Origin of the sequence: Citrobacter sp. Cpo091 (assembly GCF_030332645.1) — a bacterium.
Lineage (GTDB): Bacteria > Pseudomonadota > Gammaproteobacteria > Enterobacterales > Enterobacteriaceae > Citrobacter > Citrobacter portucalensis.
In genome coordinates, this window is sequence record NZ_JAOWHL010000036.1 from 46044 (window position 1) to 68546 (window position 22503).

The 22503-nt window shown below is 54.2% G+C and carries 23 protein-coding genes; 11 read left to right on the forward strand and 12 right to left on the reverse strand.

Annotation, left to right across the window (positions count from 1 at the left end):
* The first annotated feature begins 5 nt into the window (after positions 1-5).
* The 4 genes from OGY04_RS14235 to hycI are packed head-to-tail and all read left to right on the forward strand — an operon-like array spanning position 6 to position 2185.
* Positions 6-548 (forward strand): formate hydrogenlyase complex iron-sulfur subunit, encoded by a 543-nt coding sequence (locus OGY04_RS14235; protein ID WP_032944742.1) that lies wholly within the window; start codon positions 6-8, stop codon positions 546-548.
* Entirely contained in the window at positions 548-1315 is a 768-nt protein-coding gene (gene hycG, locus OGY04_RS14240) for a formate hydrogenlyase subunit HycG (protein WP_003037388.1), read from the forward strand. The genes OGY04_RS14235 and hycG overlap by 1 nt, the downstream gene beginning before the upstream one ends.
* Positions 1312-1722, forward strand: coding sequence for a formate hydrogenlyase maturation HycH family protein (locus OGY04_RS14245; protein WP_003037385.1), 411 nt, complete (start codon positions 1312-1314; stop codon positions 1720-1722). The genes hycG and OGY04_RS14245 overlap by 4 nt, the downstream gene beginning before the upstream one ends.
* A complete protein-coding gene (hycI, locus tag OGY04_RS14250; protein ID WP_003037382.1) occupies positions 1715-2185 on the forward strand; it encodes a hydrogenase maturation peptidase HycI in 471 nt (156 codons plus the stop codon). Before OGY04_RS14245 ends, hycI begins: the two co-directional genes overlap by 8 nt.
* 56 nt (positions 2186-2241) lie before the next feature.
* On the opposite strand, the gene OGY04_RS14255 is transcribed toward hycI, so the two are convergent.
* The 3 genes from OGY04_RS14255 to ascF all read right to left on the reverse strand — a co-directional run bounded on the left by OGY04_RS14255 (position 2242) and on the right by ascF (position 5555).
* Complete coding sequence (locus OGY04_RS14255; protein WP_008785630.1) at positions 2242-2481, reverse strand: SymE family type I addiction module toxin; 240 nt, start codon at positions 2479-2481, stop codon at positions 2242-2244.
* A gap of 172 nt (positions 2482-2653) precedes the next feature.
* Positions 2654-4078 carry a 6-phospho-beta-glucosidase gene (locus OGY04_RS14260; protein WP_032945485.1) on the reverse strand — a complete coding sequence of 475 codons (1425 nt, stop codon included), beginning with the start codon at positions 4076-4078 and terminating at the stop codon, positions 2654-2656.
* Between the two features lie 22 nt (positions 4079-4100).
* Positions 4101-5555, reverse strand: coding sequence for a PTS cellobiose/arbutin/salicin transporter subunit IIBC (gene ascF, locus OGY04_RS14265; RefSeq protein WP_286585438.1), 1455 nt, complete (start codon positions 5553-5555; stop codon positions 4101-4103).
* Between the two features lie 264 nt (positions 5556-5819).
* On the opposite strand from ascF, the gene OGY04_RS14270 reads away from it, so the two are divergent.
* The 3 genes from OGY04_RS14270 to hypF all read left to right on the forward strand — a co-directional run bounded on the left by OGY04_RS14270 (position 5820) and on the right by hypF (position 9908).
* The gene (locus tag OGY04_RS14270) at positions 5820-6833 is read left to right on the forward strand and encodes a LacI family DNA-binding transcriptional regulator (protein WP_286585439.1); all 1014 of its coding nucleotides are present in this window, start codon (positions 5820-5822) and stop codon (positions 6831-6833) included.
* 145 nt (positions 6834-6978) lie between these two features.
* The gene (gene hydN, locus OGY04_RS14275; RefSeq protein WP_003037366.1) at positions 6979-7524 is read left to right on the forward strand and encodes an electron transport protein HydN; all 546 of its coding nucleotides are present in this window, start codon (positions 6979-6981) and stop codon (positions 7522-7524) included.
* A gap of 143 nt (positions 7525-7667) precedes the next feature.
* Positions 7668-9908, forward strand: a complete 2241-nt coding sequence (gene hypF, locus OGY04_RS14280) for a carbamoyltransferase HypF (RefSeq protein WP_204192322.1) — start codon at positions 7668-7670, stop codon at positions 9906-9908.
* A 161-nt stretch (positions 9909-10069) separates the two neighbouring features.
* Here hypF and norW read toward each other — a convergent pair whose 3' ends face one another.
* Positions 10070-11203, reverse strand: a complete 1134-nt coding sequence (gene norW, locus OGY04_RS14285; RefSeq protein ID WP_048215690.1) for an NADH:flavorubredoxin reductase NorW — start codon at positions 11201-11203, stop codon at positions 10070-10072.
* Positions 11200-12648, reverse strand: a complete 1449-nt coding sequence (gene norV, locus OGY04_RS14290; RefSeq protein ID WP_008785624.1) for an anaerobic nitric oxide reductase flavorubredoxin — start codon at positions 12646-12648, stop codon at positions 11200-11202. Before norV ends, norW begins: the two co-directional genes overlap by 4 nt.
* A 191-nt stretch (positions 12649-12839) precedes the next feature.
* Here norV and norR point away from each other — a divergent pair, with 191 nt between their 5' ends.
* Positions 12840-14360 carry a nitric oxide reductase transcriptional regulator NorR gene (norR, locus tag OGY04_RS14295; protein ID WP_286585440.1) on the forward strand — a complete coding sequence of 507 codons (1521 nt, stop codon included), beginning with the start codon at positions 12840-12842 and terminating at the stop codon, positions 14358-14360.
* On the opposite strand, the gene gutQ is transcribed toward norR, so the two are convergent.
* From gutQ to srlA, 7 genes are all read right to left on the reverse strand, one after another.
* Positions 14357-15322, reverse strand: a complete 966-nt coding sequence (gene gutQ / locus OGY04_RS14300) for an arabinose-5-phosphate isomerase GutQ (RefSeq protein ID WP_137377669.1) — start codon at positions 15320-15322, stop codon at positions 14357-14359. The two genes, norR and gutQ, sit on opposite strands and share 4 nt — an antisense overlap.
* Positions 15315-16088: a glucitol operon DNA-binding transcriptional repressor SrlR gene (gene srlR, locus OGY04_RS14305; RefSeq protein WP_003037350.1), complete on the reverse strand. Its 774-nt coding sequence runs from the start codon at positions 16086-16088 to the stop codon at positions 15315-15317. The genes gutQ and srlR overlap by 8 nt, the downstream gene beginning before the upstream one ends.
* A gap of 70 nt (positions 16089-16158) precedes the next feature.
* Positions 16159-16518, reverse strand: coding sequence for a transcriptional regulator GutM (gutM, locus tag OGY04_RS14310; RefSeq protein ID WP_008785622.1), 360 nt, complete (start codon positions 16516-16518; stop codon positions 16159-16161).
* A gap of 55 nt (positions 16519-16573) precedes the next feature.
* The gene (gene srlD, locus OGY04_RS14315; RefSeq protein WP_286585441.1) at positions 16574-17353 is read right to left on the reverse strand and encodes a sorbitol-6-phosphate dehydrogenase; all 780 of its coding nucleotides are present in this window, start codon (positions 17351-17353) and stop codon (positions 16574-16576) included.
* Between the two features lie 17 nt (positions 17354-17370).
* Complete coding sequence (srlB, locus tag OGY04_RS14320) at positions 17371-17733, reverse strand: PTS glucitol/sorbitol transporter subunit IIA (protein WP_008785621.1); 363 nt, start codon at positions 17731-17733, stop codon at positions 17371-17373.
* A gap of 13 nt (positions 17734-17746) precedes the next feature.
* Complete coding sequence (gene srlE, locus OGY04_RS14325) at positions 17747-18718, reverse strand: PTS glucitol/sorbitol transporter subunit IIB (RefSeq protein ID WP_008785620.1); 972 nt, start codon at positions 18716-18718, stop codon at positions 17747-17749.
* Positions 18715-19278 (reverse strand): PTS glucitol/sorbitol transporter subunit IIC, encoded by a 564-nt coding sequence (srlA, locus tag OGY04_RS14330; RefSeq protein ID WP_003037339.1) that lies wholly within the window; start codon positions 19276-19278, stop codon positions 18715-18717. Before srlA ends, srlE begins: the two co-directional genes overlap by 4 nt.
* A 264-nt stretch (positions 19279-19542) precedes the next feature.
* Between srlA and mltB the strand changes: the two genes are divergently transcribed.
* The 3 genes from mltB (at position 19543) to recA (ending at position 22468) form a co-directional block, all read left to right on the forward strand.
* The gene (gene mltB, locus OGY04_RS14335) at positions 19543-20622 is read left to right on the forward strand and encodes a lytic murein transglycosylase B (protein WP_185757624.1); all 1080 of its coding nucleotides are present in this window, start codon (positions 19543-19545) and stop codon (positions 20620-20622) included.
* A 191-nt stretch (positions 20623-20813) separates the two neighbouring features.
* Entirely contained in the window at positions 20814-21311 is a 498-nt protein-coding gene (gene pncC, locus OGY04_RS14340) for a nicotinamide-nucleotide amidase (protein WP_048225249.1), read from the forward strand.
* A gap of 92 nt (positions 21312-21403) precedes the next feature.
* The gene (gene recA / locus OGY04_RS14345) at positions 21404-22468 is read left to right on the forward strand and encodes a recombinase RecA (RefSeq protein WP_003037330.1); all 1065 of its coding nucleotides are present in this window, start codon (positions 21404-21406) and stop codon (positions 22466-22468) included.
* Positions 22469-22503 lie beyond the last annotated feature (35 nt).

A 22503-nucleotide genomic window follows, 5' to 3' on the forward strand; every position in this document is an offset into this window, starting at 1 on the left:
TCGCCATGTTTACCTTTATCAAAAAAGTCATCAAAACCGGGGCACCGACGTCGTCGTATCCGCTGGAACCGATTGCGGTCGATAAAAACTTCCGTGGCAAACCGGAACATAATCCGCAGCAGTGCATCGGCTGTGCGGCCTGTGTGAATGCGTGCCCGTCGAACGCGCTGACGGTAGAAACCGATCTGGTCACCAATGAGCTGGCGTGGCAGTTCAACCTTGGGCGCTGCATTTTCTGCGCCCGCTGCGAAGAAGTCTGCCCGACAGCGGCAATCAAGCTGTCGCAGGAGTATGAGCTGGCGGTGTGGAAGAAAGATGATTTCTTGCAGCAGTCTCGTTTTGCGCTGTGCAATTGCCGCGTATGTAACCGTCCGTTTGCGGTGCAAAAAGAGATTGATTACGCCATTGCGCTGCTTAAGCACAACGGTGATACCCGCGCGGAAAACCACCGTGAAAGCTTTGAGACCTGCCCGGACTGTAAGCGCCAGAAATGCCTGGTGCCGTCTGACCGTATTGAACTGACTCGCCATATGAAAGAGGCCAGCTGATGAGCAATTTATTAGGCCCACGTGACGCCAACGGTATTCCGGTACCGATGACGGTGGATGAATCCATTGCCAGCATGAAAGCATCGCTGCTGAAAAGCATCAAGCGTTCAGCGTATGTTTACCGCGTGGACTGCGGCGGCTGCAACGGTTGCGAAATCGAAATCTTTGCTACGCTTTCTCCGCTGTTTGATGCCGAACGTTTTGGCATCAAAGTCGTCCCGTCACCGCGCCATGCGGATATTCTGCTGTTTACCGGCGCGGTAACCCGTGCCATGCGCTCTCCGGCGCTGCGTGCCTGGCAGTCTGCGCCAGATCCGAAAATTTGTATCTCTTACGGTGCCTGCGGTAACAGCGGCGGTATCTTCCACGACTTATACTGCGTATGGGGCGGCACGGACAAAATCGTACCGGTGGACGTGTATATTCCAGGTTGTCCGCCGACGCCTGCGGCAACGCTGTATGGTTTTGCCATGGCGCTGGGTCTGCTGGAGCAAAAAATTCACGCGCGTGCGCCGGGTGAACTGGACGAACAGCCGGCGGAAATTCTGCATCCGGACATGGTTCAGCCGCTGCGCGTGAAGGTGGATCGCGAGGCTCGCCGCCTGGCGGGATACCGCTATGGTCGCCAGATTGCTGATGACTATATGACGCAGTTAGGGCAGGGCGAGCATCAGGTGGCGCGCTGGCTGGAAGCGGAAAACGATCCGCGTCTGACCGAGATCGTCACGCATCTTAATCATGTTGTCGAAGAGGCGCGTATCCGATGAGTGAAACGGTGGTGTTCAGTCAACTGAGCCGTAAGTTTATTGATGAGAACGATGCGACGCCTGCTGAGGCGCAGCAGGTTGTCTATTACAGCCTGGCGATTGGTCACCACCTTGGGATCATCGATTGCCTGGAAGCGGCGTTAACTTGTCCATGGGACGAATATTTGGCATGGATTGCTACCCTTGCTGAGGGAAGCGAAGCCCGCCGGAAAATGGAAGGCGTGCCGAAATACGGCGAGATCGTTATCGATTTCAACCATGTACAAATGCTGGCGCGCGCGTTCGATGATGCGCGTGCCGTGCAGACCCCGCAGCAGCAGGAGTGGAGCAAGCTGATGCTTAGCATGCTGCACGACATACACCAGGAAAGCGCCATCTATCTGATGGTGAGGAGACACCGTGACTGACGTTTTATTATGTGTGGGTAACAGCATGATGGGCGATGACGGCGCGGGCCCGCTGCTGGCTGAAATGTGTGCTGCAAATCCTCAAGGCAACTGGGTTGTCATCGACGGCGGTAGCGCGCCGGAGAACGATATTGTCGCCATCCGTGAACTGCGTCCGCAACGTTTGTTGATTGTTGATGCCACCGATATGGGGCTGAACCCCGGTGAAATCCGCATTATCGATCCTGATGACATTGCCGAGATGTTCATGATGACCACCCACAACATGCCGCTGAACTACCTGGTAGATCAGCTGAAAGACGATGTTGGTGAGGTGATTTTCCTCGGCATTCAACCGGACATCGTCGGTTTTTACTACCCGATGACACAGCCGATCAAAGATGCGGTTGATACCGTCTATCAGCGATTAGCCGGTTGGGAAGGACACGGTGGATTCTCCGAGCTGGAAGCACCAGAAGAGTAAACCGTATCAGTGCCGGATGTGAACGACATCCGGCCTGTTTTCCCAGTGTATCCTCGTCATTCAATTGCCTGCTCAATAATTAATTTCCCCTGCATCACTGATACATTCACTGCCGTACCGGTCGGAAATCCAGCTTGTTCCAGCCAGTCGCCGTTCAGCGTGAGTGAGGCGTGACGACTGATTCGTCGTGTATATCCCGTTTTTGGATCTTCATGGCGTTTTCTGACATAGCTGACTTTCAAGCGACGTACCGGTTTGGTGATTGCCACCGCTGTTTTGCCCTTTTTATCAAACATGCACGCTTCCTTGTGGTGAACGGCCAGGATTAAAAACTACTGAATAAAATGCCAGTAAAAAAGGGGGAGGGCAAACCTGAAACTGGAAGGACGATTCCAAATCCGGAATGTAATAAATGAAATGAAAATATGTACTTCTGCCGGAAGGCTGTAACCCCCTCCGGCAGATCCGTCATGCCAGATCGGCACCGTTACTGGCGATGACTTTTTTGTACCACCAGAATGATTTCTTGCGTGTACGTGCCAGCGTGCCGTTGCCCGCGTCATCGCGGTCCACATATACAAAACCGTAGCGTTTGCTCATCTCACCGGTTGAGGCTGAAACCAGATCGATACAGCCCCAGGTGGTGTAACCCATCAGCGGCACGCCATCTTCAATCGCGTCTGCCATGGCGCGAATATGTTCGCGTAAATAGCTGATGCGATAGTCGTCATTGATCTCACCGTTGGCATCAATTTCATCTTTCGCTCCCAGCCCGTTTTCCACCAGAAACAGCGGTTTCTGGTAGCGGTCATACATCATATTCATGGTGATGCGCAGGCCGAGCGGATCGATTCCCCAGCCCCATTCACTGGCGGCAATGTACGGATTACGCAGCGACTTCACCACGTTGGCGGCACTAGTATTGCCCGTGTTCATTTCAGCGGAGGCGCAGCGCGATGCGTAATAGCTGAAAGAGACGAAATCGACGGTGTTTTTCAGGATGTCGTCGTCCTCCGGGGCTTTTTCGATTACCACGCCTTTTTCGCGAAACACGCGGGCAGAGTAAGCCGGATAGGCCCCGCGCGCCTGCACATCAATGAAGAACAGGTTTTCACGGTCTTTTTCCAGTGCGGTCCACACATCTTCCGGCTTACACGAGTAAGGATAAAAATTACCGCCAGCCAGCATACAACCGACCTGGTTTTGCGGATTAATTTCATGGGCTATTTTAGTCGCCAGGGCGCTGGCTATCAGTTCGTGGTGAGCGGACTGATATTTTACCTGATCCTGATTTTCACCTTCTTCAAATACCAGCCCGGCGCCTGAAAAGGGGCTGTGCAGCATGATGTTGATTTCGTTGAACGTCAGCCAGTACTTCACCAGACCGTCAAAGGCCTCGAAGCAGGTACGGGCGTAGCGGGTAAAGAACTCCACCATTTTGCGGTTACGCCAGGAGCCGTACTCGGTGACCAGATGCATAGGCACATCGAAGTGACACAGCGTGACTAATGGCTCAATACCGTATTTTTTACACTCGGCAAACACGGCCCGATAAAACGCAATTCCGTCTTCATTCGGCGTCAGCTCGTCGCCGTTAGGGTAGAGGCGGCTCCAGGCAATGGAAGTACGAAAAACCGTAAACCCCATTTCCGCCATTAGCGCGATATCTTCTTTATAGCGATGATAAAAGTCGATCGCCTGATGGCTGGGATAAAATTCGTCATCCCGCAGCGTAAAGCGCTTTTCCTGACCCAGTTTGACGGGCATGCGGTGTGTGCCGTGGGGGATCATATCGACGGTAGTCAGCCCTTTGCCGCCTTCCCGGTATGCCCCTTCAGACTGGTTGGCGGCCAGTGCGCCGCCCCATAAAAATCCTTGCGGAAAAACAGACATAATTAACCTCAGTTCATACCAGTCAAATGCTGGCTCCATTGATATTGCCCGGTTGTGCGGCCTGTTTTTTTCTGGCCTGCGCGGCTGCATCTTCGACAGGAATATCTTCAAAGCCGAGAATCAGCGTTAATACAAAAGAAAGCACTACCGCCAGCGCCATTACGCCAAATACCCAAACGATGGTCATCGGATTGGCCGGATCGAAAAACTGGACGCTGGTGAACAGACCTGGAGCCGCCATGGAGTGGCTTGCAAGCCCGGCCATTCCAGCAACAGCACCGCAGATAAAACCGCTGATAAGGCTCGCAATCAGCGGACGTTTCAGGCGGATTGCCACGCCATACAGCGCGGGTTCGGAAATGCCCGCCATGATGGCTGAGGCGGCGGCCGCCAACGCCGTCTGGCGCAGCTCCGGGTTTTTGGTTTTCCATGCCACTGCCAGCGATGAACCACCTAACGACAAGTTGGCACCGATTTCCGACGGCATCACCATGCCTTCTTTTCCGGTTTCGGCAATGGTCTGAATAATGGTTGGCGTAAAGACACGGTGCATACCGGTCATTACCAGCAGCGGCCACAGCGCGCCCATAATGGCCACTGACAGCCAGCCGAGATAGCCGTGGATGGTATAGACCAGCGCTGAAATCGCGCTACCGATCCAGATACCGATCGGGCCAATGATGACGATGGCGAGCGGGGCGGCGATCAGCACGATCAGCATCGGTTTGAGGAAGTTTTTGGTCACCGCCGGAGTTATACGATCGACCCAACGTTCGATGTATGACAAGCACCAGGTCATGACCAGCGCCGGGATCACCGTGTAGGTGTATTTCACCGCCGTCACTGGGATCAGGGCAAACTCAACGTGCTCACCCTGCGCGGCCTTCGCCATCAGGTCGATAAAGCTGGGATGCACCAGTACGCCCGCGATGGCGATAGCCAGCGACATGTTGGTTTTGAATTTGATAGCGGCCGACGCGGCGACCATCAGCGGCAGGAAGAAGAATGCACCGTCGCCAATGACGGTCAGAATGGTGAGCGTGGACGATCCTTTCACCAGCACGCCGGTCATTTCCAGAACCATCGCCAGCAGCTTGAGCATTGATCCGCCGATAATCGCCGGGATCAACGGCGACATTGTGCCGATCAGCGCATCAAGGATCCCCGCGCCAATCCGCTTCAGCGTCAGTCGGGGTTTGATTTGCGGCTCAGCAGGCTGCATGTTGGCAGGCAACAGGCTGACCACTTCACGATACGCCTGCGAAACGGTGTTGCCGATAATCACTTGGCACTGGTTCTCGTTGCGCACCACGCCGAGCACGCCAGTGAGGGTTTTCAGCGTCGCGCTGTCGACCTGCGAGTCATCTTTGATAACGAAACGCAAACGGGTCATACAGTGGGTCACTGCTGTGATGTTGTCGACGCCTCCCAGAGCCGTCACAACGGAGCGCGCCAGCGCTGCATAATTCTTGGACATCGGATTTAATCCTGTTTTATCAGTAGAGTACGTTATTTTTTATCCGTTTACGTGGGTCGCTTTTCTGGGTTGATGAAACGCAGATAGGAAACCGGTTCCACAAAATCATGTTTAAATTACATTAACTGATCAAGATTTAATTTTGATCAATTTTTGTAATTGTGACTCCGATCACCAGATGTCAGCGTCTGCGATTTAGCAGCAAGGACAGCGGCAAAACGGTGCAGTACACTGCGTCACATTGAGAGAAAAGGGATGAGTAATATGACCACGATGCTGGAGGTGGCGAAGCGTGCCGGAGTGTCGAAAGCGACGGTTTCCCGGGTGCTTTCCGGAAACGGCTATGTCAGCCAGGAAACCAAAGACCGCGTGTTTCAGGCCATTGAAGAGAGTGGTTACCGCCCAAATTTGCTGGCGCGCAGTCTCGCGGCGAAAACCACGCAGACACTGGGTCTGGTGGTAACAAACACCCTTTATCACGGCGTCTATTTCAGCGAACTGCTGTTTCATACTGCGCGGATGGCGGAAGATAAAGGGCGCCAGCTGTTACTGGCTGACGGTAAGCATAGCGCTGAGGAAGAGCGCCAGGCGATCCAGTACCTGCTCGACCTGCGCTGTGACGCGATTATGATTTATCCGCGTTTTCTCAGCGTGGATGAGATAGATGACATCATCGATGCCCACAGCCAGCCGATTATGGTGCTTAATCGACGCCTGCGGAAAAACAGTAGCCATAGCGTATGGTGCGATCAAAAGCAGACCAGCTTTAACGCCGTTACTCAGCTCATTGCCGCCGGGCATAAAGAGATTGGTTTTATTACCGGCTCGATGGATTCGCCAACCGGCGTGGAGCGACTTTCAGGCTATAAAGACGCGCTGGCACATCATGGTATCGCGCTAAATAATGATCTGATTGTTAAAGGGAAATGGACGCCAGCCTGCGGCGCAGCGGGTGTGAAAACTTTGCTTTCGCGCAAGGTCAATTTTACCGCATTGGTGGCCAGCAATGACGATATGGCGATCGGCGCGATGAAGCAGTTGCACGAGCATGGTGTGAGCGTTCCCGCACAGGTGTCGGTGATTGGCTTTGATGATATCGCCCTCGCGCCATACACTATTCCGGCGCTTTCCAGCGTTAAAATTCCGGTAACAGAAATGATTCAGGAAACGATTGGGCGCCTGATCTTTATGTTAGGTGACGGGGCGTTTACGCCGTCAAAGACCTTCACCGGTGAACTCATTGCGCGCGACTCAGTTGCGCCGCCCGTTTCGCGCTGACAGCTGTCATTTGTCATCGTCACTAGTGACGATGACACGCCCTTCTTGCGTTCTTCAGAATAAAATACCTTTAAAAACAGCAAATTAAATTCTGGCACGATTTGTGTATGCTTCGGCAGATATTCTGTCATTGCTGGAGAAATTGATGAACCGTTTCATCATTGCAGACGCCAATAAATGCATTGGTTGCCGTACCTGTGAAGTGGCCTGCGTGGTATCCCATCAGGATAACCAGGATTGCGCATCGCTGACCCCTGAAACCTTTTTACCCCGCATTCACGTCATCAAAGGCGTTAATGTCTCCACGGCGACGCTGTGCCGCCAGTGCGAAGACGCGCCGTGCGCTAACGTCTGTCCGAACGGTGCGATCAGCCGTGATAAAGGTTTTGTTCATGTAATGCAGGAACGTTGCATTGGCTGTAAAACCTGCGTTGTGGCTTGTCCTTACGGCGCAATGGAAGTGGTCGTGCGTCCGGTCGTGCGTAACAGCGGCGCAGGTCTGAACGTCCGCGCAGAAAAAGCTGAAGCCAATAAGTGCGACCTGTGCCACCATCGTGAGGCCGGTCCTGCCTGTATGGAAGTGTGCCCGACTCACGCGCTGATATATGTGGATCGCAATAAGCTTGAGCAACTGAGCGCGGAAAAACGTCGTCGCGCCGCGCTGGATTCCACCGCATCTTTGCTGTTCTGATATCTGAAAATCCGCGTAAAATACGGTAGTACTTATGCCGGATGGCGGCTTTGCCTTATCCGGCCTACTGTTCGCATCCACGTAGGCCTGATAAGCGTAGCGCCATCAGGCAAACCGGGATAGATGACTGCGGGAACGACTTAATGACAATAAACAACCACTCCGGCGTACAGCTGCGTATTCGCGGCAAAGTACAGGGCGTCGGATTTCGCCCCTACGTCTGGCAACTGGCGCAGCGCTTACAACTGCATGGCGATGTGTGTAACGACGGTGACGGTGTGGTTGTGCGCTTACAGGAAGATCCGGCGGAATTTATTGCGCAGTTGCATCAACACTGCCCACCGCTGGCGCGCATTGACAGCGTTGAGAGCGAACCATTCGCCTGGACGCAGCAGCCTGCCGATTTCTCGATTCGTCAAAGTGCTGGCGGTACGATGAATACGCAAATCGTTCCGGACGCCGCGACCTGTCCCGAATGCCTTGTTGAAATGAACACCCCCGGTGAACGTCGTTACCGATACCCCTTTATCAACTGCACCCACTGTGGTCCGCGTTTTACGATTATCCGCGCGATGCCCTACGATCGTCCGTTTACCGTAATGGCGTCATTCCCACTCTGCGCGCAATGTGACAAAGAGTATCGCGATCCGTACGACCGTCGATTCCACGCCCAGCCAGTGGCTTGTCCGGCATGCGGCCCTCATCTGGAGTGGTTCTGTGCGGGTGAGCGAGCGGAGAAAGAAGTGGCGCTGCAGGCAGCGGTATCGCGGCTGAAAGCAGGCGGTATTGTGGCGGTTAAAGGCATTGGTGGGTTTCATCTGGTGTGCGATGCGCGAAATGATAACGCCGTAGCGCTACTCAGGCTGCGCAAACACCGTCCGGCGAAACCTCTGGCAGTGATGCTGCCCTCTGATGAAGGATTGCCTGAACCCGCTCGTCGTTTGCTGACTACCCCTGCTGCGCCGATCGTGCTGGTGCAGAAACGCTATGTCGCTGCATTGAGCGAGGGCATTGCGCCGGGGTTAACGGAGGTTGGCGTCATGCTGCCAGCGAATCCGTTACAGCATTTGCTCTTACAAGAGATGAATTGTCCGCTGGTGATGACCTCTGGCAACCTCAGCGGCAGGCCTCCGGCCATTACCAACGCCCAGGCGCTGGAAGATTTACACGACATTGCCGACGGTTTCCTGCTGCATAATCGCGAAATTGTGCAGCGGATGGATGACTCCGTGGTGCGCGACAGTGGGGAAATGCTGCGTCGTTCCCGGGGATATGTGCCGGATGCGGTCGCACTACCACCAGGATTTCGCGACGTGCCGCCGATGCTGTGCTTAGGGGCGGATCTGAAAAATACTTTCTGTCTGGTGCGCGGCGAGCAGGCGGTTATCAGCCAGCATTTGGGCGATCTCAGCGATGACGGCATTCAGCAACAGTGGCGTGATGCGCTACGCCTGATCCAGAACATTTATGACTTTACGCCGCAGCGTATCGTGCATGATGCACACCCTGGCTATGTTTCCAGCCAGTGGGCCAGTGAAATGGAGCTGCCAACTGAAACGGTGCTGCATCACCATGCGCATGCCGCTGCGTGTCTTGCGGAGCACGGCTGGCCGCTCAATGGCGGTGATGTGATTGCTCTGACGCTAGACGGTATCGGTATGGGGGAAAACGGCGCGCTGTGGGGTGGGGAGTGTTTGCGGGTTAACTATCGTGAATGCGAACACCTTGGCGGCTTACCGGCGGTAGCGCTGGCGGGCGGCGATCTGGCGGCAAAACAGCCGTGGCGTAATCTGCTCGCGCAGTGCCTGCGTTTTGTTCCTGACTGGCAGCGTTATCCGGAAACATCGGTGCTGCAACATCAAAACTGGAACGTGCTGGCGCGCGCTATTGAACGGGGAATTAACGCTCCGCTGGCGTCATCGTGCGGACGACTGTTTGATGCCGTTGCTGCCGCGTTGCAATGTGCACCGGAATCATTGAGTTATGAAGGTGAAGCGGCCTGTGCGCTTGAGGCGATGGCATCGCAATGTGATGGCGTTGATCACCCAGTCACGGTGCCGCTTGATGACAATCATCTGGACTTAACGGTTTTTTGGCAGCAATGGCTGAACTGGCAGGCCAAACCAGCGGAAAGGGCGTGGGCGTTTCACGACGCGCTGGCGCGTGGATTTGCCACTCTGATGCGAATGCAGGCCGAAGCGCGCGGGATTAAGACGTTAGTATTTAGCGGTGGCGTGATGCATAACCGCTTATTGTCGGCCCGTCTGGCGTTTTATCTGCGTGATTTTACCTTACTGTTCCCGCAGCGTTTACCGGCGGGCGACGGCGGGTTGTCATTGGGGCAGGGCGTGATTGCCGCAGCGCGAGCGTTGGCGCAAAAATAAAAAAAGCCCCGGGACTGGCGGGGCAAGAAAAACATGTCGGGGCATACCGACAAGTGGCAACGCACATCCATGTGCGTGAGGTTAATAAATCAGTAGCAGCGTTGCCGGGCAAAGTCGCAGGCCGGGTAAGACGCGAAGCGGCACCATCCGGCATCCCAGACTTACACAGGCAACGTTTTCAGCAGCGCAAAGGCCTCTTTCATGCGGTCTTCACTGACGACAAACGCACACAGCTGGCCCTCGTCGTTCATCCCTCTGGCAACCATTCCCTGCGCTTCGGCGGCGATGTGCCAGTTTAGATCGCGGCGCTGGGTTTCCCCGGCCAAATGCAGAGGCAGTTCTGGCGTTTTGACTTTTACCAGCATGGCTGGCAGTTTCAATGGCGCATTGCCGCCGAGCAGGTTTTTCGCCAGATACATGGCGCTCAGCTGAATCGGCTGCAGGAACGGGAGCACCTGACCGTTAATCTCCGCACAGTCGCCGAGAGCATAAATGTCCGGGTGGCTGGTTTGCAGGTAGCTATCGACGCAGACGCCACGATTGATGTTCAATCCGGCACGACGCGCCAGTGCGGTCTCCGGGCGTAAGCCGGTGGCGGCGATCACCGCATCGACTTCTACGCTGCGGCTACGATCGAGCGTGGCACGAATACCTGACGCCGTTTTCTCCAGCCCCTGAAGCTGTGATTTCAACAGCAGGTGTACGCCCATATCGGTCAGACGATGCTGTAAGCGACTGCTGACTTCCGGCGGCATCAGCGAAGCCAGAATGCTGGCGGCGTTGTCGATAAGCGTTACCGCTTTACCTGCACGACAGAAATCCATCGCCAGTTCACTGCCAATCAAGCCGCCGCCGACAATCAGCACCCGCTGGGCGTCACGCAACTGCGTTTCACAAGCGCGATACTCTTGTTGGCTGTTCAATGTGAGCATTAACTCACGTCCGGTAACCGGCGGTACAAAGGCTGAAGCGCCCGTCGCCAGCACCAGTTTGTCGTACTGCCACTGCTGATCCTGGCTTTTCACTACGTGGGCATCAGCATCGATGTCGGTTACCCAGGTGTGCGGAAATAGACGCAAATTAAACTGTTCGGCAAACTCCCCCGCCGACTGGCGGGTGAGGTCGTCTGCACGCTGTGACTGACTGATAACATGGCTGAGATCGGGCTTGTTGTACTCATCCATGCTGTCCGCAGCAATCAGGGTCAGCGGGACATTTGCATCCTGCTTACGGATATTTTTGACTAACTGGCGGGCGGCGAAGCCCGAACCAATAATGACAATTCCGCGGCTCATTTTGCCTCCGTTGCCAGGACGTCGAAGACGTCTTTACCTAATGAACATTCCGGGCACAGGAAGTTATCCGGCACGTCGCTCCACGGCGTTCCCGGCGCAACATCCTGCAGCGGTTCACCTTTTGCCGGGTCGTAAATCCACTGGCACACGCTGCACTGCATGCTAGGGCCAAGATCGGCGGCAGCCGCAGCGGCGCAAGCGCATTCTTCTTCTTTGGATGCGGCTTTTACGGTTGTTTCCGGCAGTGGAGCAAGCGCCCACTGACGCGCGATTTCACGGCCGTGCTGGCGGCATAGTTCCAGCGCATCCAGGTCCGGACGCCATTTCGCTTTCAGGCTCAGCGACATTTCGAAACCAGCATCCTGCAAACGCGTAGACAAACGGTCTACTGCGCCGCCGCTCCAGCCGTGTGAGCCAAAGGCGCTGGCGCGTTTGTTACGAAAACGCAGGCCGGTCATCTCTTCCACCAAACCGGCGATTTTTGGCATCATCACGTTGTTCATCGTCGAAGTACCGACCAGCACGCCTTTAGAGCGGAAGACGTTAGTCAGAACTTCGTTCTTATCGCTACGGGCGACGTTAAAGATTTTCACTGCCACGTTCGGGTCAACTTCATTGATGCCCTGGGCTATGGCGTCCGCCATCATGCGGGTGTTGTTGGACATGGTGTCGTAGAAAATGGTGATGCGGTCTTCCTGATAATCCGCCGCCCATTTCAGATACATTTCCACGATTTGCGTCGGGTTGTCGCGCCATACCACGCCGTGGGAAGTAGCAATCATATCGACAGGCAGGTTGAAGCCGAGGATCTCAGTAATTTTCGGTGTAACCAGACGGCTGAACGGCGTCAGAATGTTGGCGTAGTAACGCTGGCACTGTTCGAACAGTTCGGTCTGGTCAACTTCGTCGTTAAACAGACGTTCGTCGCAGTAGTGCTGGCCGAAGGCGTCGTTACTGAACAGCACCGCGTCGCCAGTCATGTAGGTCATCATGCTGTCAGGCCAGTGCAGCATTGGCGTTTCAACGAAGATCAGCTGTTTGCCGTTACCAATGTCCAGTGAATCACCGGTTTTCACCACGTTAAAGTTCCACTCCGGGTGATGGTGATGCCCGTTGATGGAGTCAATGGCGTTGGCTGTGCAGTAAATCGGCGTGTCCGGGATGCAGGACATCAGCTCAGTCAGCGCCCCTGCATGGTCTTCTTCCGCGTGGTTAATGATGATGTAGTCGATATCCGCGAGGTCAATTTCACTGCGCAGGTTCTGCACGAATTCACGGCTAAACTTGTGGTCTACTGTATCGATCAGGACATTTTTTTCTTCACGGATGAGATAGCTGTTGTAGCTGCTGCCGCGCAGCGTTTTGTATTCAGTCCCGTGGAAATCACGAACTTCCCAGTCACGTTGGCCAACCCAATGAATGTTATTTTTAACCAGAATAGACATAGCAACCTCAGTAATTAATTCAGCGTTTTTCTAAAAAAGATGTTTTGCTTATTGCAGGTTGCGTGCCAACTCTTTATCTTATTGATTTTAATGTTTTTATTGTTTTATGCTTATTAAGTGGTAGTCAAAATGACTATTTATTTTATTGTCAATATGACAATATGAATTGTCAAAATGACAATGAGGTAGTCATGAGCTTTTCCGTAGACGTGCTGGCGGGCATCGCCATTGAATTACAAAGCGGTATTGGACATCAGGACCGTTTTCAACGTCTGATAACCACTTTGCGTCAGGTGCTGGAGTGCGACGCGTCGGCACTGCTGCGCTACGAGTCGCGACAGTTTATTCCGCTGGCGATCGATGGGCTGGCGCAGGATGTTCTCGGCAGACGCTTTACTCTGGAAGGGCATCCACGTCTGGAGGCGATTGCCCGCGCCGGAGACGTGGTTCGTTTCCCTGCCGACAGCGATTTGCCAGACCCATATGATGGTCTGATTCCGGGGCAGGAGAGTCTGAAGGTGCATGCCTGTATTGGGCTGCCGTTGTTCGCCGGTCAAAATTTGATTGGTGCGTTAACCCTGGATGGCATGGAGCCCGATCAGTTCGATGTTTTCAGCGATGAGGAGCTTAGGCTGATTGCCGCGCTGGCGGCGGGTGCGCTGAGCAATGCGCTGCTGATTGAACAACTGGAAAGCCAGAATATGCTGCCAGGTTCGTCAACCAACTTTGAGCAGGTGACGGAAACCCAGATGATTGGCCTGTCGCCCAATATGATGCAGTTGAAAAAAGAAATTGAGATTGTGGCGGGGTCTGATCTCAACGTGCTGATTAGCGGCGAAACAGGGACCGGGAAGGAGCTGGTGGCTAAAGCTATCCATGAAGGTTCGCCGCGCGCAGTGAATCCACTGGTGTATCTGAACTGTGCAGCGTTGCCGGAAACCGTAGCCGAAAGTGAGCTGTTTGGTCACGTAAAAGGCGCGTTTACCGGGGCTATCAGCAATCGTAGCGGTAAGTTTGAAATGGCCGACAATGGGACGCTGTTTCTCGACGAGATAGGCGAACTCTCGCTGGCGCTACAGGCTAAGCTGCTACGCGTATTGCAGTACGGCGATATTCAGCGCGTGGGTGACGATCGCAGCCTGCGCGTGGATGTGCGGGTGCTGGCGGCGACGAACCGTGATTTACGCGAAGAGGTGCTGGCCGGGAATTTCCGCGCGGATTTGTTCCACCGTCTGAGCGTCTTCCCCCTTTTTGTACCGCCTCTTCGTGAGCGCGGCGAAGATGTGGTGCTGCTGGCCGGCTATTTTTGCGAGCAATGCCGACTGCGGCTGGGTCTTTCCCGCGTGGTGCTAAGCCCCGGCGCGCGTAGCCATCTGCTGAATTACGGCTGGCCCGGAAACGTGCGCGAGCTGGAGCATGCCATTCACCGGGCGGTTGTTCTGGCCAGGGCTACCAGAGCTGGGGATGAAGTGGTGCTGGAGGCGCAGCATTTTGCCTTGCAGGACGAAGGTCCGGCTCCGCAGGCGGCGGAAGTTGTTGCGGAGATCCCGCAACATCACAATCTGCGTGAAGCAACAGAGTCGTTCCAGCGGGAGATGATCCGCCGGGCACTGGCGCAAAATAATCATAGTTGGGCGGCAAGCGCGCGGACGCTGGAAACAGACGTCGCCAACCTGCACCGGCTGGCGAAACGTCTGGGTCTGAAGGATTAGATAATACCGGCCTGATAGAAATCCTGCAGGTTGATAGCACCGGTGAGTTTACCGTTTTCATCGACCACCGGTGCGGCAGTGATTTTACGCTTCATCAGGATCTCTTTGGCGTCAATCGCGCGGCTCTGCGCCTGTAGCGTAATGCCATTCTGAGTCATAGCTTCGCTAACCTGGGTGGTGAGCGCTCCGCCGCCAACCAGCCAGCGGCGCAGGTCGCCGTCGGTAAAGACCCCTTTCACCAGTGACAGGTCGTCGCAGACCGCGACCAGGCCAAGACCCGTGCGACTGAGTTCCAGCATCGCGTCCATAACGCTGGTGGTGAGCTTCACCTGAGGTATGGCATCGTCACGGCGCATCAGATGATGCACTTTATTTAACAGACGAGCGCCCAGCGCACCTGCCGGATGTGAGCGGGCAAAATCTTCTTCGTTAAAGCCGCGCGCCTGCATTACGGCGATCGCCAGCGCGTCGCCCATCATCAACGTATTTACGGTGCTGGACGTCGGTGCCAGGCGCATCGGACAGGCTTCGCGCTCAACGGAAATATCCAGCACGGCTTTGGCTGCCAGACCCAACGGTGAGGTCGGTTTTCCGGTCATTGCCAGCAGTGCGACGGATTTGTCTTCCAGGCGTGGGATGATGAGATCCAGCTCTTTCGCACCGCCGGAGTAGGAGATAAACAGCATGACATCACGGCTTTCGATCATCCCTAAGTCGCCGTGCAGCGCTTCCGCCGGATGCACAAAAAAGGCGGGCGTGCCGGTGCTGGCGAGGGTCGCCGCAATTTTTTTGCCAATATGACCTGATTTACCAATACCGGAGACAATGACTTTGCCTTCACAGTGGATAATCGTATTGGCGGCGCGGACAAAATCATCGCCCAGGCGTTCTGGCAGTCGGCTGGCTTCCTGTAGTTCCAGCATTAACGTCTGACGGCCCGCGTTCAGTAGTGCATCACTCATTGGTTTCTCCGGTTATGATCACTTCAATCCCTTTTGCTTCCAGCGCCTGACGAAACGCAGGGTCTATGCCCGCATCGGTAATCAGCTTGTCGACGCTTTCCAGACTGCATACAACATTAGGGCTTTTGCGCCCAAATTTTGACGAGTCAGCCATCAGAATCACTTCGCGAGCGGCATTGCACATCGCTTTACTGACGCTAAACACCTCATTAAAGGTGGTCACGCCGGCATTAAGGTCAATGCCGTCGGTGCCCATGAAGAGTTTATCAAAGCTGAACTGCTCAAAGGCGTTTTCTGCCAACTGACCGTGAAATGACGCAGATTTTTTGCGAAAGGTCCCGCCGGGCATCAGGATAGTTTGCTCGTTGTCCAGCTCCGAAAGGGCGTTAACAATGTGCAGACTGTTGGTCATGACGGTGATGTTGCTAAAGCGCGTGAGCATCGGCACCATCTGCAGTACGGTGCTACCCGCATCCAGAATAATAGAGTCGCCATCGTGTATAAAACGGACGGCGGCTTCGGCAATCTGCTCTTTTTTATGCGTATTGATTAGCGTTTTGTGATCGATTGGCGGGTCGGATTCGTCTTTATTTAATACCACGCCGCCATAGGTACGAATGACGGTTCCGGCATTTTCCAGAATGACCAGGTCTTTGCGAATGGTCGTGCCGGTCGTGTCAAAGTAGTGGGCCAGTTCTTCAACCGAGCATTTGCCCTGCTTTTGCAGATGCTCCAGTATGGCAGCCTGACGCTGACGAGGTTTCATAGGCGTGATTACCCTGACTTAATAAGTTGCAAAATGATAATTTCGCAAGCTATTAGCATTCACAACGAAATTACCCATGTTTCAGTTTAAGCGCCAATGATAGTGCATTCTGTGATAACGGATCATGGGGAAAGATCACATCAGGCTGTAAATCATCAAGATGTTTGCCCATTATCGTGGCAATTTTGCCTGGTCGGGCGAATACCGTAAGACCTTTCATAAATAACGTGTCGGTCACCCGTTGCTGCTCATCCAGCGCAATGGCTACCACCACGCGCGGTTTAAAACGCCCACCGGAGCGACCAACACCAACCCGACCTTGCTGGCAGAGTTGATCAAACGCCCGGTTAAAGCGGGATATTTGCCAGCCACCAAGCGCCAGTTGCAGGCACCAGGCGATTGCGGCGACGGTAATCAGTGCGGAAACCATTATGTACTCCTTTGATTTTGCCGGATAAGCGCAGCCGCCATCCGGCAATTCAACATTAAAACATCACCTGACCGCCGGTCACGTTGATGGACTGCCCGGTGCAGTAAGAGGCTTTTGGACTGGCGTAAAACAGCAGCATGTTCAGTACGTCCTGATAATCGCAGCCGCGTTTAAGCGGAACCTTATCAATGTAGTACTGCTCCACCTTATCTGGCTTAAGGCCCAGCTTGGTCGCATATTGCGGTAATAACGACTGAAACATTGGTGATTTCAGTAGGTTGCCGAGCATCAGCGAATGTACGGTGATCCCGTACTCCGCCAGATCCAGCGCCAGCGACTGAGTTAAGCCCACGCCACCAAATTTTGCCGCGCTGTAGCCTGAATTGTGTTTGCTGCCCACTTTCCCTGATTTTGAGTTGATCTGGATAATGCGTCCCTGCACGCCATCGCGGATCATCAGGCGTGAAAATTCACGAGCACAGAGGAAGTAGCCGACCAGATTGACCTGTAGCGAGCGGTCGAAATCCCCAAGCTGAAAGTCGCTGATAAACGCGGCTTTAGCGATACCCGCACTGTAAACCAGCAGATCGACACGACCGAATATTTCATCCACTCCGCGCGACAGCGCCAGCACGCTCTGTTCGCTGGTGGCATCTGCGCCAAAACCGTACGCGGTACCTTCGCCAAACTCGGCGTTAATTTCTTGCGCGACGTTGGCAGCTTTATCGCTTTGAATATCCACCACCGCGACGCGGTATCCTTCTGTCGCAAGCCCACGGCAAAGGAATGCCCCCAGGGTTTGGCCTCCACCAATGACAACGGCAACCTGATTCATTTTGATCTCCTTCAATCTTAAGCAACAAACTTCAAAATACAGCCCGGGGTGATACCGTCCGGGACGGGGCCCGCAACGTGTACAGTGCCGGGAAATTCCGCTTCGCTCTGCCCGTCAAAGCGCAGGGTGATATGCCCGAGTTCACGTAAGTTTTGTTCCGCCACGCTGCCAACGGCGGTGACCGGGTAGTGGTGCTGGCCCAGTTCAAACTGGATCCCTGCTTGTAAAGAGCCGTTCAGGTCCCCGTGGCAATGGATGAAACAAAACTCTTCGATATCCGCTGGCGCGCCTTCACGAAAGGTAATCAGCATCTGGTCGCACAGTGCATCCGGGGCGCTCTGGCCGATACGGGTAATGGTGGTTTGATAAATTACGGTCATTTTTGAGTGCCCCTTATTGGTAAATAAAGCCAGAAACAAACCAGGCGATGAGAACGGTAGGCGCGCCGGTCAGAAAACGGCTCACCAGTACGGATGGCACGCCGACGCGAACAGTGTCCTGACGCGCTTCGGCCAGCGACAACCCAACCGGAATAAAGTCACATGCAGCCTGGGCGTTAATGGCGAACAGGGCAGGTAGTGCAAGATGCGGAGGAATGTTCCCCAGACCAATCTGTACACCGATCAGCACGCCGATAACCTGGGCGATAACCGCACCGGGGCCGAGGAAAGGCGACAGCAGCGGGAAAGAGCAGATCAGCGCCAGAGTAACCAGTCCCAACGGATGGCTGGCCAGCGGCGCGAGTCCATGGGCAATCCAGTCTCCCAGACCCGAAGCCATAATGATGCCGATCAGTGCCGAGACGAACGCCATAAATGGCAGAATAGTTTTCAGTACGGTATCGATGGTGTCACGTCCGGACTGGAACAGAACCGCAACGGCTGAACCCATGCCCATTCCCACTTTTGCCAACAGGCCGTCGCTTTGTTCGGTAATCTTTTTACTGGTGTCGTAATCGCGACCGATAGTGCTGCTTGCAGGTTGCGGCGCAGCGGATGCCTCGCCGACAATCGTGATGTTTTCTTCTTTCACGCCAGAGACATAGATATCTTCGACAATGTACTGAGCCAGCGGGCCGGATTTACCCGTAGCGTGAATATTCACCGTCGGTATACGGCGTTTGGGATAGATCCCACAGCGCAGCGTGCCGCCGCAGTCGATGATCGCCACACCAATTTCGTTCTCCGGTGGCTCGCCCTCTTTGAAGCCATCAACTGCCTGCCAACCGGTCAGGCTTGCTATCCTGTCGACTATTGCGGGGCGAGTTCCTGCGGTGATATAGACAATTTTCTTGCCCGGAATGGCATCCAGTTCAAGGGGGCCACCCCAGCCGCCGGTGCCTTTTTCAATACGAATACGTGTCATGATGTTGCTCCCGCCAGATGCACCTTCTGTTCAAGTTGAATGCCCATTTTTTTCTCGAAGATAGTGGTGGTGAAATCGGTCACCCAGCCGCGGAAGAAGTTAGTCACCAAACCGACCAGCAGGTAGCTCACCGCCAGTGGGCCAAGCGGAAGCCCCAGCGTGGTCAGGCCGCTGGCGATCCCCAGATAGACAAACAGTTCGCCGGGGTTGATGTGCGGGAATAAGCCGTTCATTGAATGGCAACTGTAAGAGGCGGCGGCGTAGTAGCTAGGCTTGTATTTTTCTGGCATAAAGCGACCCAGACTCAGCGTCATCGGGTTACAAAATACAAATGTGCCGATGCACGGCAGCAGCAAATAGCGGGACAGTGGATTTCCAGCGCAGCGCTGAGCAAAACGTTCAATACGCTGCTGGCCGATAAAGTTAATCAGCGCATTCATGATGACCAGCAGGCTAATCAGCAGGGGAAGAATACCGGTCACCATACCGGTAAACACTTCTCCGCCTTTCTGGAACAGCCCGATAAACCACTCAGCACCGAGTGTGATGGTGTCGATCATTATTCTCTCCTGTAGGGATTTTAGTTATCTTGCCAAACGGTGGCTAATTTTAATCAGATTGAAAGATATAAAAGTGTTATTTTGATCTCAAAATGAAAGATAAATATTTTAATTTGAAAGTTATTGCGTGAGAGCTCGCAAATGTGAAGGTCAGAGATGAAAGGGGATGTAAATTCTGTGAAGGAGAGCGACTACCGCTTCCTTGTATGGCGGAGGATGCTTTACCATACTTCTCCCAGGCTGAATTTGTTTAATGGATGTCTCATGTTCAAGCGTCGTTATGTAGCGTTACTCCCCCTTTTCGTACTGCTCGCTGCCTGTAGCAGCAAACCTAAACCTTCAGAGACTCAAACGACTACGGGTGCGCCATCCGGCGGCTTCCTGCTTGAGCCACAGCACAACGTCATGCAAACGGGCGGTGATTTTGCCAATAATCCGAACGCGCAGCAGTTCATCGAAAAAATGGTGAACAAGCACGGCTTTGACCGCCAGCAGCTGCAGGAGATCTTGTCGCAGGCCAAGCGTCTGGACTCGGTATTGCGTTTGATGGACCGCCAGGCACCGACGACTCAACCGCCAGCCGGTCCTAACGGCGCATGGCTGCGCTACCGCAAACAGTTCATCACGCCTGACAACGTGCAAAATGGTGTGACCTTCTGGAATCAATATGAAGATGCGCTGAACCGTGCGTGGCAGGTCTATGGTGTTCCGCCGGAAATTATCGTTGGCATTATCGGCGTTGAAACGCGTTGGGGCCGCGTGATGGGTAAAACGCGGATTCTGGATGCTCTGGCGACGCTGTCGTTTAACTATCCTCGTCGTGCGGAATACTTCTCTGGTGAACTGGAAACCTTCCTGCTGATGGCGCGAGATGAAAGCGACGATCCGCTCGATTTGAAAGGTTCTTTCGCCGGCGCGATGGGCTACGGCCAGTTTATGCCGTCTTCCTATAAGCAATATGCCGTTGATTTTAATGGTGATGGCCACATTAACCTGTGGGATCCGGTTGATGCCATTGGTAGCGTGGCGAATTACTTCAAGGGCCACGGCTGGGTGAAAGGCGATACGGTCGCGGTGCCGGCAAATGGTCAGGCACCTGGGCTGGCGAACGGCTTTAAAACCCAGTACAGCATTTCTCAGCTTGCTGCGGCGGGTCTGACGCCACAGCAGTCGTTGGGTAATCATCAGCAGGCCAGCCTGCTGCGCCTGGATATTGGTACCGGCTATCAATACTGGTATGGGCTGCCGAACTTCTACACCATCACCCGCTACAACCACAGTACCCACTACGCGATGGCCGTGTGGCAGTTGGGTCAGGCGGTCGCGCTGGCGCGCGTGCAGTAATCGCTCCACCGGCCTACAGGAAGAAATCTCTTGTAGGCCGGATAAGATGCCCTGACATTGTCATCCGGCAGGTCTTATTAATGCAACGGAGCAATTTTTGGAATCCCCCTCGTAAAACGTTCTCTCCATCCCCACATTGGTTATGAAAGTGCTATCTTGTCCGGCATATTTTTTAACTGACAGAGGCTGAAATGACCGACAGTGAACTGATGCAGTTAAGTGAGCAGGTTGGCCTGGCGCTGAAAGCGCGTGGGGCGACCGTTACGACGGCGGAGTCCTGCACCGGCGGCTGGGTGGCCAAAGCGATTACGGATATTGCCGGAAGCTCCGCCTGGTTTGAACGCGGGTTTGTGACCTACAGCAACGAAGCCAAAGCACAGATGATAGGCGTGCGCGAAGAGACGCTGGCCCAGCATGGGGCGGTGAGCGAGCCTGTAGTGGTGGAGATGGCGATTGGCGCGCTAAAAGCTGCCCGCGCGCATTTCGCAGTTTCGATCAGCGGTATTGCCGGGCCGGATGGCGGCAGTGAAGAAAAGCCCGTAGGTACCGTATGGTTCGCCTTTGCCAGCGCGAGCGGCGAGGGGATTACGCGTCGGGAATGCTTCAGCGGCGATCGCGACGCGGTACGTCGACAGGCGACCGTCTACGCGTTACAAACCCTGTGGCAACAATTTCTACAAAATACTTGATACTGTATGAGCATACAGTATAATTGCCTCAACAGAACATTATCTATCACGTTTCGCGGTTTAACCCGAAAGCGGCATGACAGGAGTAATTAATGGCTATCGACGAAAACAAACAGAAAGCGTTGGCTGCAGCGCTGGGTCAGATCGAAAAGCAATTCGGTAAAGGCTCCATCATGCGCCTGGGTGAAGACCGTTCCATGGATGTGGAAACTATCTCCACCGGTTCGCTTTCTCTGGATATCGCATTGGGCGCGGGCGGTTTGCCAATGGGCCGTATCGTCGAAATCTACGGGCCTGAATCCTCCGGTAAAACAACGCTGACCCTGCAGGTTATTGCCGCTGCACAGCGTGAAGGTAAAACCTGTGCATTTATCGATGCGGAACACGCGCTGGATCCGGTCTATGCACGTAAGCTTGGCGTTGATATCGACAACCTGCTGTGTTCTCAGCCGGATACCGGTGAACAAGCGCTGGAAATCTGTGATGCGCTGGCGCGCTCCGGTGCGGTTGACGTTATCGTTGTCGACTCCGTTGCCGCATTGACGCCGAAGGCAGAAATCGAAGGCGAGATTGGCGACTCTCACATGGGCCTTGCGGCGCGTATGATGAGCCAGGCGATGCGTAAGCTGGCCGGTAACCTGAAGCAGTCCAACACGCTGCTGATTTTCATCAACCAGATCCGTATGAAGATTGGCGTTATGTTTGGTAACCCGGAAACCACCACCGGTGGTAACGCCCTGAAATTCTATGCGTCTGTTCGTCTGGATATCCGTCGTATTGGCGCGGTGAAAGAAGGCGACAATGTGGTCGGCAGCGAAACCCGCGTTAAGGTTGTGAAAAACAAAATTGCAGCACCGTTCAAACAGGCTGAATTCCAGATCCTTTACGGTGAAGGCATCAACTTCTACGGCGAACTGGTTGACCTGGGCGTGAAAGAGAAGCTGATTGAAAAAGCCGGTGCATGGTACAGCTACAACGGTGAGAAAATCGGTCAGGGTAAAGCAAATGCGACCAACTGGCTGAAAGAAAACCCGGCAACTGCGAAAGAAATTGAGAAGAAATTACGTGAGTTACTGCTCAATAACCAGGATTCAACGCCTGATTTCTCCGTTGATGACAGCGGCGAAGACGTAAAAGAAACGAACGAAGATTTCTGATAATCTGTTTTGAATCGCATGTTGTGAATCACATA